This is a genomic window from Pseudomonas sp. CLCA07, from assembly GCF_053615335.1.
On sequence record NZ_CM132131.1, the window covers coordinates 5,258,920 to 5,275,594 of the forward strand.

Below are 16,675 nucleotides of genomic sequence, written 5' to 3' on the forward strand. Positions count from 1 at the left end.
CACGTCACTTACAGCCTCGCTTATGCGGGGCCTTTTCGTTTCTGGAGTATCACTCTATGAGTTTTTTTCACGGCGTCACCGTGACCCTGGTGGACACCGGGGCCCGGCATATCGCCACCCCGTCCGCGTCGATCATTGGTCTGTGCAACACCTTCACCGTGGGCCCGCCGGCGACCGCGGCGGCCAACGAACTGCTGCTGATCACCCGCGAAAGCGAAGCGGTCGCCGCCTGGGGCCCGGACGCGGCGATCACTCAGGACTGCAAGGCCATTTTTAAACGGTCGAAGGCGGTGATTGTCGCTGTCGGTGTGCCGCTGCTGACGGACCCGGCCGAGCAGCTGTCAGCGATCATCGGCGGCGTTTGGGCCGACGGCACCCGTACCGGTATGCAGGCGTTGCTCAACGGCAAAAGCAAGTTCAACGCCCAGCCACGGTTGTTGGTGACTCCGGGGTACTCGTCGACGCTGGCGGTGGCCACCGAGCTGGTGGCATTGGGTGACAAGCTGCGGGCCATGGCCATCATCGACGGGCCGAACACCACCGACGAAGCGGCGATCGCCTATGCCGCCAACTTCGGCAGCAAACACGCCTACATGGTCGACCCTGGCGTGCAGTTCTGGGACACCGGAACCAGCGCTACCGTCAACGCACCAGCATCGGCCTGGACCGCCGGCCTGTTTGCCTGGACCGATGCCACCTACGGTTTCTGGGCCTCGCCATCGAACAAGGAGTTCGTCGGCATCACCGGTACCACACGGCCGATCGAGTTTCTCGACGGCGATGCCTCCTGCCGCGCCAACCTGCTGAACAACGCGAACATCACCACGATCATTCGGGATGACGGTTATCGCCTGTGGGGCAACCGCACGCTGTCCAGTGATCCGAAATGGAAGTTCGTCACCCGCGTGCGCACGCTGGATATCGTCATGGACGCCATCCTCTACGCGCACAAATGGGCCGTCGACCGCTCGATCACTGCGACCTACGTCAAGGACGTGACCGAAGGCCTGCAGGCGTTTATGCGCGACCTGAAGAACCAAGGCGCGATCATCAACTTCGAGGTGTATGCCGACGAAGAGCTGAACACCTCCAGCGAACTCAGTGATGGCAAGGTGTACTGGAACATTCGTTTCACCGACGTACCGCCGGCCGAAAACCCGAACTTCCGCGTGGAGGTGACCGATCAGTGGATCACTGAAGTGCTGGATACCGCCGCCTAAGGAGGCCGCTTTATGATTCCGGAAGTGCTCTACAACACCAACCTGTTTGTCGACGGTATCAGCCTGCAAGGCGATGTACCGAGCCTGACCCTGCCCAAGCTGACCCTCAAAACCGACGAGTACCGCGCCGGCGGCATGGACGCGGCGGTCGAACTCGACATGGGGATGGAAAAGCTGGAAGCCAGCTTCATCACCAACGGCGTGCGCCGCGAGGTGCTGAAGTTCTTCGGTCAGGCCGACCTGACCGGGTTCAACGCCTCGTTCCGCGGTGCCTTCAAGGGCGAGAAAGGTTCGGTCAAGGCAGTGGTCGCCACCCTGCGTGGCGGGCTCAAGGAAGTCGATCCGGGGGACTGGAAGCCGGGCGAAAAAGGCGAGTTCAAGTACGCCGTCGCGGTGACCTATTACAAGCTGGAAATCGACGGCAGCGTGATGTTTGAAATCGATCCCCTCAACTCGATCCGTGTCATTGACGGTGTCGACCAACTGGCCGCCGTGCGGTCTGCCCTGGGCATGTAAGGAGCATCACCATGAGCAACGCAAAAGACAACGTCCTGCCGACATGGCTGCAACTGGGTGATGGCATTGCCACCGTCATGTTATCCAAAGCGAGCGAGGCCAATGGCATCAAGGTCGACCAGCTGACCCTGCGTGAGCCGACGGTGCGCGAGATGCGCGCCGCCACCCTACAGGGCGGGAGCAACGAAGAAGAACAGGAGATGGTCTTGTTCTGCAGCCTGGCGAGCATCGGCCGTGGCGATCTGGAGGGGCTGCTGATGCGTGATTACCGTCGTCTGCAGACCGCCTATTTTCGTCTGGGAGCAGACGACGGGGTTTAATCCCAGACTGCAAAAAGCCCTGGCTAAACGCTTGGCCGTCGAGCTGAACTTTTCGGCGGCCGAGATCCAGGGCCTGTCGTTTTCCGAGATGGTCTGGTGGCTCACGGACTGAGCCAAATTCCCGCTCCTACAGGTAACCTGCATGGCGAACAAACTCTCCCTTGGGCTGGTGATTGGCGGCGCCGTCGATTCCTCCCTGGGCGCCGCCTTCAAGAACGTCAGCGGCGAAATGAAAAAGCTCGAGGCGCAAACCATGCGCGCCAAGGGTTTGCAGAAAGTCATCGGCGAGACCATGCGTCTGCGCGAGGAATGGAAAAAAGCCCACGACAGCGGCGCGGCCAATGCCGGCGCCTTGCTCAAAAAGCTGGAGGCTAACAACAGCAGCCTGCGCAAACAGGGCATTGAAGTCGGGCGCCTGACAAAAGAATACCTGGCGCTGGGCAAGGTGGTGCGCAGTGCCGAGTTCAAGGCCAAAGGGATGGGCCAGGTGCAGGACGGGCAGGAAAGCCTGCGCAGCGGGATCGGTACGGCGGTGGCCGGTACCACCCTGGCGGCGGTACCGACCAAAGTCAGCGCGGATTTTCAGGCGATCATTCGCGACATCGCGATCAAGTCCGGTACCGCCAATACCCAGCAGGAAGTGAACACTGCCCGGGATATCGTCCAGACCTCCAAGGACACCGGCATGGCCAACACCCAAGTGGCCGAGCTGGTGAACCAACTGGTCGGTGGCGGCATGGACCTGACCGAAGCGCTGAAATATGCACCGGTGGCTGCCAAGTTTGCGGTCGGGCAGGGGGCGTCGGGCGCGGATACGGCGAAGATGATTCTGGCGATGCAGAACAACGCCAAGATCACCGACCCGCAGAAAATGGAACAGGCTTTGGCGTCGGTGGCCCTGCTGGGTCAGCAAGGCAGTTTCGAGGCGGCCGACATGGCCAAGTGGTTTCCGGAACTGTTGGCGCAGATGGCCAGCACCGGCATCACCGGCCAGGAGGCGGTCACGCAACTGGGGGCGATGCTGCAAGTGCAGATCAAGAGCGCCGGCAGTGCGGATGAGGCGGCGAACAACCTGAAAAACTGGGTCGCGAAAATCGGTTCGGAGGAAACGGTTAAAGGCTATGCCGATGCCGGGATCGACTATCAGGGCTCGATGAACGCGGCCATTGGCAAGGGCATGTCGACCTTCGAGGCCAGCTTCGAACTGGCACGCCGGTATGTGGAAAAGACCGATCCGAAAAAGGCCAAGCAGCTGGATCAGGGGCTGACCCAGATCAGCCAGGAGACGGACCCGGCCAAGGCGCAAGCGATGGCCGATGCCTTGGCCGCCACGTTGCGTACCGGCGATCTGTTTGCCGACATGCAGGTCAAGACGGCCCTGATGGCGTACACCCAGAACAAAAAATTCTACGCGGAGCTGAAAAAAGGCGCCTCGGACCCCAACGGTCCGCGCAAGGACATTCTCGACAAAAACCTGAGCGAACGTCGCGAGAGCTCGTCGCAACGTTGGGCCGAAACCGGTCAGGCGTTCAACGATTCGCTGCGCGCCATCGGTGATGCCCTGCGTCCGGCGACGGATGCGCTGGCCAGCGGTATCGGTGCAGCAGCGCGTGGTTTGACCGCCTTGTCCGAGGAAACGCCCAAGGTGGTGCTGGGCCTGGCGGCGCTGAGTGCCGGAGCCTTGCTGGCGGGCAAGGCCTGGGCCGCGCTGAAGATCGGTCGGGGGCTGGTGAACATCGCGCGCGGTTCGGCCGGCGACCGGTCCAATATCGTGCAGCGGGTATTCGTGACCAACGCGAATGACGGCGATGACGACGGGCTGGATCACGGCAAAGAAGGGAAGGGCGGAAAGGGCAAAGGCCCTGCAAGTCGGCCGTCCCGTGGTATGAAATTGGGCGGGGCGCTGGCGGTGGCCGCTGCCGGCGTTCAGGTGGTGGACACTTACCAGAACGCCACTACCCGCGATGAAAAGGCCGAAGGCTACGGCGAGGCGGCAGGTAGCCTCGCCGGCGGCCTGGCGGGTGCAGCGGCCGGCGCGGCCATCGGTTCGTTCATTCCACTGCTCGGCACCGCGATAGGCGGAATGATCGGTGGCGCGCTCGGCGCGTGGGGCGGCGGTGACGTGGGCGCAACCATTGGCAAGGCCTTGTTTGGCGGGCCGGACACGCCGGTCATACCCAAAGCACCAATCGGCATCTTGCCCATGGCCGCCGGTCAAGGGGTGGGCGCGGTCGTGCGCTCGATGGAAAACGCCCCTGCCGCGCCGGTCACGGCGGCGGCGTTGATGGCGACCACGGCGCCAAAGACGCCCGAATGGCCGAAGGTCGACCAGCAATTCACCTTCGCCCCGGCCCCGGTCATTACCGTGCAGGGCGATATGAAAGACCCAGCGCGGTTGGCGCAGGAGCTGATGCCGTACCTGAGCCGTCAGTTCGAGGACTTTGCCCGGGAGGCGCGTGACCGCCAGTTGTTTGATGCGCCCCACGTGGGCTAAGGAAGTGTTATGACGGATGAAAAGACCTACCTGCAACACTTGCAGGGTGGGCTGAAGGACATGGTCGATGCCGGTGAAGCTGGCCGCACTGACCTCGAGTCGATGACCGGACCGATGAATGGCGCGCTCAATGAAATCAGCGGGGCAGCGGATGCGCTGGAAGGCTTGCCCTTTCTCAGCGAAGACCTGAGTGACAAGACCCGGCGTCTGCAAAGTGCAATCAGCTCGGCGCAGGCCAAGATCGGCAAGGTGGCCAGCTTCTACAATCAAACCCAGCGCGCTCTGGCCGGATTTGATGAGCATTTTTCCGCGCTGACCGAACAGATTGGCCGCTTCGGCGCGGCGTTCAACAAGGTCGCCGGCAAGGCCAATGCCGCACTGGGCAACATCTTCCCCACCGAATGGTTTGCCGGCGACATGACGCCGATATCCGACGCGGTGAAGCCGTTTCCGCACCTGCTGATTCTCTACCCGCTCAAGGCCAATGAGCGGCCGTATTACTTCAACCTGGACACCGCGGCGTTTGACGAACTGCGCCGGCAGACCTCGTTTCGCTGGGCCGCGCAGGAACGTCTGACCCGGCGTCCGGCGCAACAGGCGGTGGGTCTGGGCGAGGAGAAAATCACGATCAAAGGCGCGATCTACCCGAGCTACAAAGGCGGCTTGAAGCAGCTGGATAGGCTGCGCAGCATCGGTTCGAAGTTGCTGCCGCTGAACATGACCACGGGTTATGGCGAGGTGCTGGGCAACTGGTGTTTGACCACTATCGACGAGGAACAGAGCGCCTTGCTGCCTGGGGCGATCCCGCGCAAACAAGGCTTTTCATTGGAGTTTGTCCGTTATGGCGATGACTTGCAGAACAGCTGACGGGGATCTGCTCGACACCCTGTGCCACCACTATTACGGTCATCTGAACCGCAGCGTCGAGGCGGTGCTGGCGGCCAATCAGGGCCTGGCCGATGAGCCGCAACCGTTCCGGGCCGGCGTACTGATCACGCTGCCGGATCTGGTGATCGAGCCCGACAGTGTCATTTCGTTGTGGGATTGATCCCGTTACCCAGCCCGCCGCCTGCGGGTTTTTTCTTGTCTGGAGTACCCACATGCAACCGCTTTTCCGCATCGTCGCTGACGGTGCCGACATCACCACCTTGATCAATGATCGGCTAGTCTCGCTGCAGCTCTCCGACCGGCCCGGCATGGCTTCGGATACGTTCGAATTGCGCATCGATGACCGCGACGGCGCGGTGTCGCTGCCGGCGCGTGGTGCGAGTATCGAGGTCTACCTGGGGTATGCCGGCACCGACCTGACCCGCATGGGCCGCTATACCGTGGATGAAGTCGCGGTCTCCGGCCCGCCGGACACGTTGGTGATCAGCGGCAAGGCCAGCGACATGCGCGGCAGCGGCAAGAGCACCCGCAGCGGCAGTTGGGAGGACGTCAGCCTGGCGCAGATCGTCGGTGACGTGGCGGCGCGCAATGGCTGGCAGCCGTCGTGCCCGGTGGACACCCGCGTGCCGCGCATGGACCAGCTCAATGAATCGGACTTCAACTTCATCACCCGCCTGGCCAAAAAGCACGACTGCACCGCCAAGGTGGCCGACGGCAAGCTGTTGGTCCTGCCGCGCCAAGGCGGGCAAAGCGCCAGTGGCAAGGCCTTGGGAGTGATCACCTTGCACCGCAATGACGTGACCCGCTGGCAGTTTCGCTTGAGCGACCGCAGTGCGCATCAAGGGGTCAGCACCCAGTACCAGGACCCGGCCAGCGGGGAGTTGTTGGTCTCGCACCTGGACAATCCCAACGTGCCCGAGGGCCTGCCGCCGGTGCACACCGATCGCCATCTCTACCCGGATAAAAGCGCTGCCGACGAAGCGGCGAAGGCACGATTGGCGGCGTTCAATCGTTCGACGGCCTCGGTGCGTCTTGATCTTCCGGGCCGGACTGACCTGTTTGCCGAATGCATGATCGAGGCGCAGGGCTTCAAGCGTGGGCTCGATGGCGAGTACCTGGCGGAGTCGGTGGATCACACCTTCACCCCGTCCGGGTGGACGGTGTCGGTGGAATGCAATGGTGGCAAGGAGGGCAAGGCCAAGGCCTCCGGCAAGCCGCAGAAAGTTGTGCTTGAAGTGCCGGATTGATTGCCTGGGGCGCGAGAGTCGAGCCCAGGAAAAGAAGTTTGAGTCTCAAAGTAAAAGGAGCGGCCAGTCTGGATGCGTCAACATCCAGCCTGGCCACCGTCCCCGCAGATTGTCCCTGCAAGTCCCGCCAAGGCTCCTGCTCTGTGCACAAAGCGGAGCGAGCCTAGCACCTGTTTATTTATACAGTAAAGGTCTTGCACTCTATGTCTACCCCTATCATCCCTTGGATGGGCGGCAAACGCCGCCTGGCCGATCGCCTCATTCCCCTGTTTCCCCCGCACGAATGCTATGTCGAAGTGTTTGCCGGCGGTGCCGCGCTGTACTTCATGCGGCCCCAGGCCGCGCCGGTGGAAGTGCTCAACGACATCAACGGTGACCTGGTGACCTTGTACCGCGTGGTGCAGAACCACCTCGAAGAGTTCGTGCGCCAATTCAAATGGGCGCTCAGCTCGCGCCAGGTGTTTGAGTGGCAGAAGATGACCCGCCCAGAAACCCTCACCGACATTCAGCGTGCCGCCCGATTTTTCTACCTGCAGCACCATACCTTTGCCGGCAAGGTCACCGGGCAGACCTTCGGTACCGCCACCACTGGCCCGGCCATCAACCTGCTGCGCATCGAAGAAAACCTCTCAAACGCCTGGCAGCGCCTGTCCGGCACCTATGTGGAAAACTTGCCCTGGCTCGACTGCGCCGAACGCTACGACCGTGCGCATACCTTCCACTACATGGACCCGCCGTACTGGCAGACCGCTGGGTATGGGGTGGACTTTCCGTTTGAAAACTATGAACGCATGGCCGACTTCATGCGTCGCTGCAAGGGCAGGGTGATGGTCAGCATCAACGACCACCCCGACATTCGCCGGGTGTTCGAAGGCTTTCACTTCGAGACGCTGGATATCCGCTACACCACAACCAACCAACGGCAGGGTAAGGCCGAGGTCAGTGGCGAATTAGTGATCATGAACTGGGAGCCGGCGGCGTTGGGAGGACTGTTTTGACGTGAAAGCTTTCACCCAACGCTGACAGTGGCGACAGTCAGAAATCGACCTTAGCGGCCCTTCACGGACGGCGGATATCGACCGATTCTGTTGAAAACAGTCGGATTTTCAGCTCGACCGAACTCAGGCACGAAGACCATCGGAGAACCTACTCACCACATTGAGTGGTTTCTCGGCCCTTCGTTGACCTTTGCTGCTAGGTTATTGGGTTGGTTTGGGTTTTTGCTTCGTGCAGGCGCACCTATCCCGTTGCAGGTGGCCCTCGAGATGTAAGTTTGGCCAACTGTCCGTTTGCGGATTCACACCATCTCTGGCGCGTTGCGCAGCCTGTCCTGCATTTCTTCCATTACGGCGTCATGTTCTCAGCGTCGAACCCGTCGTTCCGTGTTAGGTGTGCACTGCGACTTCAGCGCGCAGCCCTGGTATTTCGAACTCCAGTAACGGTACAGCTTCAGATCTTTTCATGTTGCTATAGCGCCAGATCAGCGCTTCGCCAGCCAGGCATCATATGTATTCGTTTTTTGCCGAGTCATAGATGAAGGCGTCGTTATTGAAACGCCCGTCTGCCTCGGCTCCTGAGGTCATTGGCTTGGGGCTTCAGCTACAGCATTCTCGTATCGGAGTCCTGATGGCTCGACCACTTTCACCGTCACTATACCTGCTGAAATCTTTACGACATTTCTACGTCGAGCTCACCAGAATAGTCAGCGTTTTTACACGGTGGTGGCTAGTCTGTTGCTTATCGTAAGAGGATGCTCAATATGACCAACGAGGCGTCGTTGTTGAGAAGTAAGTCGGAAAAATTCACCTCGCTACGGGGGTATTTACTGACCGTCCTCGCCTGCAGCGCAATGACGCTTATAGCCACACCGCTGCTCTCTTATCTCGACTTGGCCAATATCGTGATGCTGTTCCTGCTGACCGTGCAACTGGTGGCGGCAAAGCTAGGGCGCAATCAAGCCATTTTGGCCTCAGTTCTCAGCGTTTTACTCTTTGACTTCTTTTTCGTACCGCCACGTTTTTCTCTGGCAGTCAGCAACATCCAGTATCTGGTCACGTTTGGCGTCATGCTGGTGACCGCATTGACGACCGCGCAGCTTGCCGCCGGACTGAAACAAAGGGCACAACAATCTCACTTCCGCGAACAACAAACGCAGGCGCTGTATCAACTGGCCCGCCAACTGGCCGGAACCCTCACCGTTGAACAGGTAGTGGACATTGGCCAATCCTTCATCAAGACGCAATTCGATGCACAGTCAGTCATCTTGCTGCCCAATGAACAAGAAGTGCTGAGCAACTCGCCTAAGCCCGGATCTCCGCTGGTTGAAATGCGCCTTGCCCAGGTCGCGCTGGAGAGTGGACAACTGGTGCGTAACGACGAACTCAACAGCATGGGCTATGCGCCGCTGTATCTGCCCTTGCGGTCGTCGATGCGCACTCGGGGTGTACTTGCAGTCAAACTCGCAGAAGGCTCGCCAAAACTCTCAAGCAATGCCCTATCACTATTAGAGACCCTCGCGTCCCTGATCGCAGTCGCGGTCGAACGCCTGCATTACGTCGAAGTAGCGCAAACCACTGAAGTTAATATGCTGACAGAGCGCCTACGCGGCTCCATTCTCGCGGCGCTATCGCACGATCTTCGTACGCCGTTAACCGCAATGGTTGGCTTGGCTGACTCGTTATCGCTTATCCAGCCGGCGTTGCCTGCGATGGCCTTGGAAACTGCTCAGGCCTTGCACGAGCAGGCCGCGCGCCTGGCGGGTCTAGTCAGCAACCTTCTGGATATGGCCCGGCTGAATGCTGGTGAAGTCACCTTGCGGCGTGAGTGGCAGCTGCTTGAAGAGGTAATTGGTGCCAGCATCAAGTTGCTTGGCAGCGCATTGACTGAACATCCCATCAAAGTGACCCTCCCAAAGGGGTTGCCGCTGCTCAACTATGACGCAGTCCTGATCGAACGGGTCCTCTGCAACCTGCTTGAAAATGCTGCGAAGTATTCGCCTCAAGGTAGCGCCATTGAATTGGTGGCCATACAGAATGACGACAACGTAGAGGTCCGTGTCGAAGACCTTGGTCCAGGGTTTTCGAGCAAACGAAGCGACGATCTATTCAAGATATTCGTCCGAGGGGAAGGCGTATCTGACAAACCGGGGACAGGGCTTGGGTTGGCCATTTGCAAAGCCATTGTGGAAGCGCATAGCGGACGGATCAGCGCCGACAATCGACCAGGCGGTGGAGCCAGCGTCAGCTTTACCCTGCCCAAAGGGACACCACCGATTGTTGAGGAAGAGCAGCCATGATCTCGACCTCAGCCAAAGTTCTGGTTATTGAAGACGAGAAGCAAATCCGTCGTTTCGTTCGGCTGGCACTGGAAGCAGAAGGCTGCCAGGTGGCTGAAGCTGAAACGATGAGCCACGGACTGATCGAAGCGGGAACGAGAAAGCCCGATCTGCTGATTCTCGACCTAGGTCTACCGGATGGAGACGGCATCGACCTGATACGGGATTTACGTAGTTGGTCCGATGTTCCGGTACTGATTCTGTCTGCACGATCGCAGGAAAACGACAAGATCGATGCCTTGGATGCCGGGGCCGACGACTACCTGACCAAGCCCTTCAGTGTTGGCGAGCTGCGTGCAAGGGTTCGCGCGCTGCTGCGACGCCGTAGTCGGAGTGCGGAAGCGGCTTCCCCGATTATCGAGTTCGGCACCATCAGCGTGGATTTATCGCGCCGACTGGTGGTCCGTGACGGCGAGACGATTCACCTCACTCCGATTGAATATCAACTGCTTTCTTCCCTGCTGGGGCAACCCGGCAAGGTCCTGACCCAACGCAGTTTGCTGCGGGAAATCTGGGGGCCAGCCTATGTCGAGAGCAGTCACTACCTACGCGTTTATGTCGGACACTTGCGCCAGAAGCTCGAAGACGATCCTACTCAACCCAAATATTTTCTGACAGAAACAGGCGTGGGTTACCGCTTCCAGCCTTGAGGGGACTTGCATGCAAGACGAACAAGGCAAAAAACGTCTGGCCACATTGACGCTAGCTGCGCTGGGCATTGTCTATGGCGACATTGGTACCAGCCCGCTTTACTCCCTCAAGGAAGTATTCGGTAGTGCTCACCATCCGGTCGCCATTACCCCGGAAAATGTACTTGGAGTTTTGTCCCTGTTTTTTTGGTCGCTGATCATTGTGGTCACGCTGAAATATGTGGTCTTCATCATGCAGGCCAACAATAAGGGCGAAGGTGGCATCATCGCGCTAATGACCCTGGCCTTGCAGAAAGGTGTGGAGCGTTCCTGGCAGCAAAAACTGCTGGTTACTCTCGGGCTTTTCGGTGCGGCGCTGTTTTACGGGGACGGGGTCATTACCCCAGCGATTTCAGTGCTCTCGGCTGTCGAGGGATTGGAAATCATCACGCCCACGTTCAAGCCTTACATCATCCCCATTACCGTGGCCATTTTGATTGGCCTGTTCGCCTTTCAGCGCAAGGGCAGCGCCGGCGTAGGGGCCCTGTTTGGGCCGGTGATGCTCCTCTGGTTTGCCGTTCTGGCGGTATTGGGTGCTGCCGCCATTATTGGCAATCCGTCAGTACTCGCGGCTATCAACCCGCTGCATGCCATGCACTTTCTACTTGGGAACTCCATCCTTGGCTTTCTCGCCTTGGGTGCAGTGGTTCTATGCATTACCGGTGCCGAAGCTTTGTATGCCGACATGGGTCACTTCGGTGCCAAACCTATTCAATACGCCTGGATTGGGTATGTTCTGCCAGCACTACTGATCAATTACTTTGGCCAGGGCGCTCTGTTGCTTGCTGATCCGAAGACAATACAGAACCCGTTTTATCTGCTAGCTCCGGAATGGGGACGCTATGCGCTGGTGATTCTGGCGACAGTGGCAACCATCATCGCTTCACAGGCTGTGATCTCCGGCGCCTTTTCCATCACCCAGCAGGCGATGCAACTCGGCTACACCCCCCGCCTGGAAATTCAGCACACCTCGGATCGGCAAATAGGACAAATCTATTTGCCGGCCATAAATTGGCTGCTGCTCGCATCGATCATTGCTCTAGTTGTCGGGTTCGGCTCGTCCTCAAACCTGGCTGCCGCCTACGGCATTGCCGTTACCGGAACCATGCTTATCACCAATTTTCTAGCCATAGCTGTAGCGATTCGATTGTGGCATTGGAGTCCGTTGCGCGCCGTTCTGGGGGCATTACCCTTTATTTGCATTGACCTCGGATTTTTCCTGGCCAACTCAGTGAAAATTCCAGACGGTGGTTGGTTCCCACTGGTATTCGGCATGGCTATTTTCATCTTGCTGACCACCTGGAAACGTGGCCGCGAACTACTGGCGGAACGCTTGGCGGCCGAAGCGATGCAGTTGCAGCCATTCATCGCCAATATTGTCGAAGGCAGCGTTCAGCGTGTACCTGGGACGGCTGTATTCCTGACCGCAGAGCCAGAGTCCGTGCCGCATGCCATGATTCACAGCCTGAAGCATTACAAAGCACTGCATGAGCAGATCATTATCCTGAGCGTGAAGGTTCTTGATGTTCCTTATGTCCCTATTGACGACCGCCTGCTAATTCGTCGCCTGGCGAGCAACTTCGCACAAGTGGTCGTGCAATATGGTTTCAAGGACCAACCAGATATTCCTGCAGCATTGGCCCTGGTAAGTGAGGCAGGGCTGGAGATCAACATGATGGATACGTCGTTCTTCCTTGGGCGCGAAACGCTGATTCCGAAGTTAGGTTCAAGCATGGTCTATTGGCGGGCCCTGATTTTTGTGGCGATGTTCCGCAATGCCGGCAGCGTTACTGCCTTCTTCAAAATCCCCTCTAATCGGGTGGTCGAATTGGGTACTCAAGTGGTGCTATAGCGCCATCCTTCACGGTCTGACTCCAACGAATAGAGTGGGTCCCCGGGGTCATGGCGTCAGCGTCTGCCAAACCTACCTTCCTGATGCCCGCGCTTAAGGTTGTTTGCGAAATCAACCCCAAGATCTGCTTGATTGATCCGAAGGAGATGTGGAAGTGCGCATCAATTCCGAGCAAGAGTGAGGTAGTACTAAAGCTGTTGCATCGACCGGTTGAATCCACAGCCGATTGTTGCCTATTGCGACAGGCTGAAAACGACTGATTCTGTTGAAAAAGTCGGTTCCTCCAGACTGCCCGCATGCTGACCACTGAAAACGCCTTTTTTGCGCGTCGCTACGCAAAATCTGAACTCGGAATCCTATGATCAAAGTAAAGATTTCAATCTCAAACGCGTACTTTCCTGTCGTGGAATCCACGGCCGACTTTTTCAACAGAATCGACCCATAACGGTCATTTGTTCGCCGGCGATTTGAGCTACTGCTCGAAATGCCGGTCTGCTGGAGATTTGGCTGCTAAGCAAGGTGCCGATTCAATTGCAACAGAAGGGCCTCAAAAATCTATGAGACCCTCATTGTCAAAGCAAAGTTGTAACTCAGCGCACCACTATCGGCACCGTTATTGTCTTGCCAAACGCAGACGTGACAGTGATGGTCGGGTTTGGCGCCGGCCCGGCACCGGAAGTCGCCACCAGCACTCGCCACTTCGCACCCGTACCGACTTGCGTGAGCGTGGCCTTGCCCAGATTAAGCGGCCCGGCGGTAGTGGACGCGGTCACCGTCACGCTATTGCCGGTAAAACGCGTGGTGGTCCCGGAAATATCCCAGGTGTAGCGATTGCCGCTACGAACGGTGACGAAAGCGCTGGTGACCGCCAGAGTCTCGTTGGCCGCTGCAGCGGTGACATTGACGGACACCATCGCCGGGTCCGACTTCGCGTCCTTGGCATCGCTGGCGCGATAGGTGAAGGTCGCGGTGAACGGTGCGGGGACGATGGCTGGTGGGGTGTAGATCACCCGCAAACCGTCGGTGCTGACCGTGCCCTTACCGGAATCCGGCTGGTTCAGCTCCACCACTTTGAGCGGCAGATTATTGTCGGGGTCGGTGTCGTTGGCCAGCACGTTGATGGTCAGCGGCTGGCCGTTGCTGGCGGTGGCGCTGTCGGGGTTGGCCACGGGTTTTTTGTTGTCTCCCTCGTTATTGTTAGCGTCATTGCCGGTGCGGAAGGTAGGCAGCGCCACGGAAGCGACGTAGGTCACACCGTCCCAACCCGGCAAGGGTGTTGGCATCAACTGGAACTGGCCCGGATGCTCGATATCCCAGCGCAACAGCATCGCGTTGTCTTCATGCTGGGTGTTGTGGCAGTGCTCCATGTAAGTGCCGGCGAACTCGCGGAAGCGGATTGCCATTTCCACGTCCATCGTACTGTCGACGCCTTCGCCAATGCGATAGACGTCCTTGCGTGCCCATTTTTCCCAATCCGGTGGTGCCTTACCGTCGCGAGTGAGAACAACGCCTTCTTCGAAATGCACATGCACCGGGTGGGTCCAGCCGTTGCCGCCGTTCTTGATATGCCACACTTCGAGGGTGCCGTCGCCGGAGAACCCGGCATCGGTCGGGCCGTTGGCCAATTGCGGTGCGGCACTGAGCCGGCGTGGGTCCATGGAGTAACCGAAACCGCCATCGGTCTTGATCGTCCACGGCGCTAGATCGGTGCCGTCAGAACGCCCGAAAATGAACTCGCGATGCCGCGCAGCGGCGAGTTTGGCCTGATCGGTCGGGCTATCGCGGTCAATGGTCAGCGGGATCATGATCTTGCCGGCGGGCTTGCCGGGTTTGGCCGGCTCATAGGCGACCGGGTCCATGCTCAGGTCCTGACCGGCGTAAGTCTGCACCAAAAATTCCAGAAATTTGCCCACCGCCGGATCGCCGTTGTCCCATTTCAGGCCATTGTTGGTTTGCTTGAGCACCGCTTTGTATTTTTCGGACAGCACGTCGGCCAGCGACAGTTCTATTTTCTCCGGGCCTTTACCGGTCTGGTGATCCATCAGGTTGACGAAGAACAGTTTGTCGCCGGTGCTGATGCCGTATTTTGCAAAGTTGACAATGATGTCGTAGCGTTCGGCGATGCCTTGGGTCGGCAGAATGGCGTTGTGATCCTGAAAGTTACCGTCGCCGTCGAGGTCCATGCTGCCGTCGAAAGGCAGGCTGTGCGCCATGATGTTGCCGTCGTTGCCGATCATGTGGAACGGCACGCGATTGTAGGAAACCCCGGACCCCGCCGGGCCTGGAAACTCACCGCTGGTGCCGCTGACCTGCCGTACCAGCGCTATTTTGAAGTAGCGAGACACCGAGCCATTGAGGATACGGAACCGATAGCTGCGCGCCCGTACTTTCAGCACCGGTTGGTACTGCCAGTTGACCAACACCTGGTCACCGAGGAAGCCGTCAGTGTTGAACGGGTTGAACCACAACTGGCCGTTGGCGTCCCAGGCCTTGTCGGCAATCATCAGGTTCACATCGTAGTCACGGTTGCCCCACGGCATTGCCGAACCGCTGGGGAAGCGCAAGTTGACGCCGTCTTCGATCGCCTCGTTACCGCGATCCAGGGCGCTGTAGTAGTTCATCATCACCGCGTTGCCCTTGTAGACGTTTTGCGCAGTGAAATCGAGCATGTGGTCGTGGAACCAGTGAGTGCTCATGGTTTCGCGCCAGTCGCCACGAATCTTGATGCTGCCGTTGTCGCAGGTTTTCAGCCCGGGACTGGCGTCGTTGACGTACAGCGTTTCGCCGGGCGCGCAAGGGAATGCCGCGCGCGGATCCTGCGCCGTGGTGTTGATGGTGTCGTAACCGGCCAGCTGGATCGGCCAGCGATAGTCGTAATACTGCCCCGGAAAGAAAAACGCGTTGGCATAACCATCACTTTCCGCCGGGGAGTGACCGTTGTGTTCGTGGGTGGTCAGGGTATGCAAGCCGAAACCGGCATTCGCCGCCGGGTCGATCGGCAGGGCGTTGTAGTGGCGCATTAGCACTGGTTGGCCATACCGTACCATGAGCAATTTTGGCGGAAAGGTGCCGTCGAAGGTCCACAGAGACTTGTAATTTTGCACCGGCATTTTCGGGTGAAAACGTATGTCGATGCCCTTGGTGGTGCCAGCGGTTGTCGGAATATCCGAGGTTTGGTAATAGAGCCCACCGGGGGCAAATTCACCCTTGGCGTAGTTGTGCAATTGCTTGCGGTCACGCATGCCCAGGTTGGTCCGTGCGCCGGCTTGCACTGTCTTGAAATCGACCTGCGGGTAGAACTCGTTCCAGCGCTGATGCGACCAGCCTTTTCCCGGTGGACGGCCTTCGGCGGGCGAGCCGACCGGATGGCGGTTGAGGAAGGCTTCGATCTGCGACTTCCACGGGTTGCGGTCCAGCACATTGGAGTATTGCGACGGGAACGGATACAACCCCGGCTGGCGCATGAATGCATCCAGCGCGGCATTCGACGGGACGCTGCGGGCGATGCTGTTCGGGTCCTGCTGGGGCGCCGGGCCGGCGAGCGGCACGGGGAACGACAGCGGCGGTTGCGGCAGGGTCGGGTCTAGTTTTTCCGTGCCAAATTCCTCGAACAGCAGCAGTTGCTGGGTGAACGGTTGAGCGCCAAACAGGGGGCTGGGCTTGCCATTCGTGGGGATGTTGAACGAGGTCTGCAAACTCGGCGGCAGCACGTTTTCGGTGCGGGTCGTGTCCTTGTTGCCATACACACCGTTGGGCAGGGCATATGCACCCTGGTTCGCCTCTGGCATGGTCTTCAATGCTTCCAGCGCAGCGGCTGGATCAGCCGGCTGGTTGATGTACGCTGAGGGATCGGTAGGTGGTGGTTGTCCGACATCATCGATGGGGGCAGCGCTGACCGGGGACAGACTGAAGGTGATCAACAGTACAGAGCCAGCGCCCGAAACCCTTAAGAAGCGGAACGAATTGAGTGGCGATGCAATGATTTTCATGAAGTTCCCCTCGCGACATAGCGCAACGGCGAACTCCGCCATCCCCGCCTGGTGACAGCATCTGCCTGCGTTGCAAGGGGGTAAGCAACCGTCGGGCCATGATGAGGAAGGGAATTAAAATATCGA

Annotated in this window: 12 protein-coding genes and 1 pseudogene; 11 read left to right on the plus strand and 2 right to left on the minus strand. The window is 58.9% G+C overall.

Annotated features, from left to right (window positions below):
* The first annotated feature begins 56 nt into the window (after window positions 1-56).
* From ACWGZX_RS24160 to ACWGZX_RS24195, 8 genes are all read left to right on the plus strand, one after another.
* The gene (locus ACWGZX_RS24160; protein ID WP_452625747.1) at window positions 57-1,220 is read left to right on the plus strand and encodes a phage tail sheath subtilisin-like domain-containing protein; all 1,164 of its coding nucleotides are present in this window, start codon (window positions 57-59) and stop codon (window positions 1,218-1,220) included.
* A 12-nt stretch (window positions 1,221-1,232) separates the two neighbouring features.
* On the plus strand, window positions 1,233-1,736 hold the full coding sequence (locus ACWGZX_RS24165; RefSeq protein ID WP_223512645.1) for a phage major tail tube protein: 504 nt from the start codon (window positions 1,233-1,235) through the stop codon (window positions 1,734-1,736).
* A gap of 11 nt (window positions 1,737-1,747) precedes the next feature.
* A complete protein-coding gene (locus tag ACWGZX_RS24170; protein ID WP_452625748.1) occupies window positions 1,748-2,056 on the plus strand; it encodes a phage tail assembly protein in 309 nt (102 codons plus the stop codon).
* Window positions 2,057-2,198: 142 nt separating this feature from the next.
* Window positions 2,199-4,550, plus strand: coding sequence for a phage tail tape measure protein (locus tag ACWGZX_RS24175; RefSeq protein WP_452625749.1), 2,352 nt, complete (start codon window positions 2,199-2,201; stop codon window positions 4,548-4,550).
* A gap of 9 nt (window positions 4,551-4,559) precedes the next feature.
* On the plus strand, window positions 4,560-5,417 hold the full coding sequence (locus ACWGZX_RS24180; RefSeq protein ID WP_452625750.1) for a phage tail protein: 858 nt from the start codon (window positions 4,560-4,562) through the stop codon (window positions 5,415-5,417).
* On the plus strand, window positions 5,392-5,598 hold the full coding sequence (locus ACWGZX_RS24185; RefSeq protein WP_027923855.1) for a tail protein X: 207 nt from the start codon (window positions 5,392-5,394) through the stop codon (window positions 5,596-5,598). Before ACWGZX_RS24180 ends, ACWGZX_RS24185 begins: the two co-directional genes overlap by 26 nt.
* A 52-nt stretch (window positions 5,599-5,650) precedes the next feature.
* Complete coding sequence (locus ACWGZX_RS24190) at window positions 5,651-6,685, plus strand: phage late control D family protein (RefSeq protein ID WP_452625751.1); 1,035 nt, start codon at window positions 5,651-5,653, stop codon at window positions 6,683-6,685.
* A gap of 203 nt (window positions 6,686-6,888) precedes the next feature.
* Window positions 6,889-7,683 carry a DNA adenine methylase gene (locus tag ACWGZX_RS24195; RefSeq protein WP_452625752.1) on the plus strand — a complete coding sequence of 265 codons (795 nt, stop codon included), beginning with the start codon at window positions 6,889-6,891 and terminating at the stop codon, window positions 7,681-7,683.
* A 302-nt stretch (window positions 7,684-7,985) separates the two neighbouring features.
* On the opposite strand, the pseudogene ACWGZX_RS24200 reads toward ACWGZX_RS24195, so the two are convergent.
* Window positions 7,986-8,277: pseudogene (locus ACWGZX_RS24200) on the minus strand (IS5/IS1182 family transposase); the annotation flags it as partial.
* Window positions 8,278-8,444: 167 nt separating this feature from the next.
* On the opposite strand from ACWGZX_RS24200, the gene ACWGZX_RS24205 reads away from it, so the two are divergent.
* From ACWGZX_RS24205 to ACWGZX_RS24215, 3 genes are read left to right on the plus strand one after another with little or no spacing between them, the layout of a single operon-like run.
* Window positions 8,445-9,980 carry a DUF4118 domain-containing protein gene (locus ACWGZX_RS24205; RefSeq protein ID WP_452625753.1) on the plus strand — a complete coding sequence of 512 codons (1,536 nt, stop codon included), beginning with the start codon at window positions 8,445-8,447 and terminating at the stop codon, window positions 9,978-9,980.
* A complete protein-coding gene (gene kdpE / locus ACWGZX_RS24210; RefSeq protein ID WP_223461100.1) occupies window positions 9,977-10,669 on the plus strand; it encodes a two-component system response regulator KdpE in 693 nt (230 codons plus the stop codon). Before ACWGZX_RS24205 ends, kdpE begins: the two co-directional genes overlap by 4 nt.
* Window positions 10,670-10,679: 10 nt before the next feature.
* Complete coding sequence (locus tag ACWGZX_RS24215) at window positions 10,680-12,560, plus strand: potassium transporter Kup (protein ID WP_452625754.1); 1,881 nt, start codon at window positions 10,680-10,682, stop codon at window positions 12,558-12,560.
* 590 nt (window positions 12,561-13,150) lie between these two features.
* On the opposite strand, the gene ACWGZX_RS24220 is transcribed toward ACWGZX_RS24215, so the two are convergent.
* Complete coding sequence (locus tag ACWGZX_RS24220) at window positions 13,151-16,549, minus strand: Ig-like domain-containing protein (protein ID WP_452625755.1); 3,399 nt, start codon at window positions 16,547-16,549, stop codon at window positions 13,151-13,153.
* Between the last annotated feature and the right edge of the window lie 126 nt (window positions 16,550-16,675).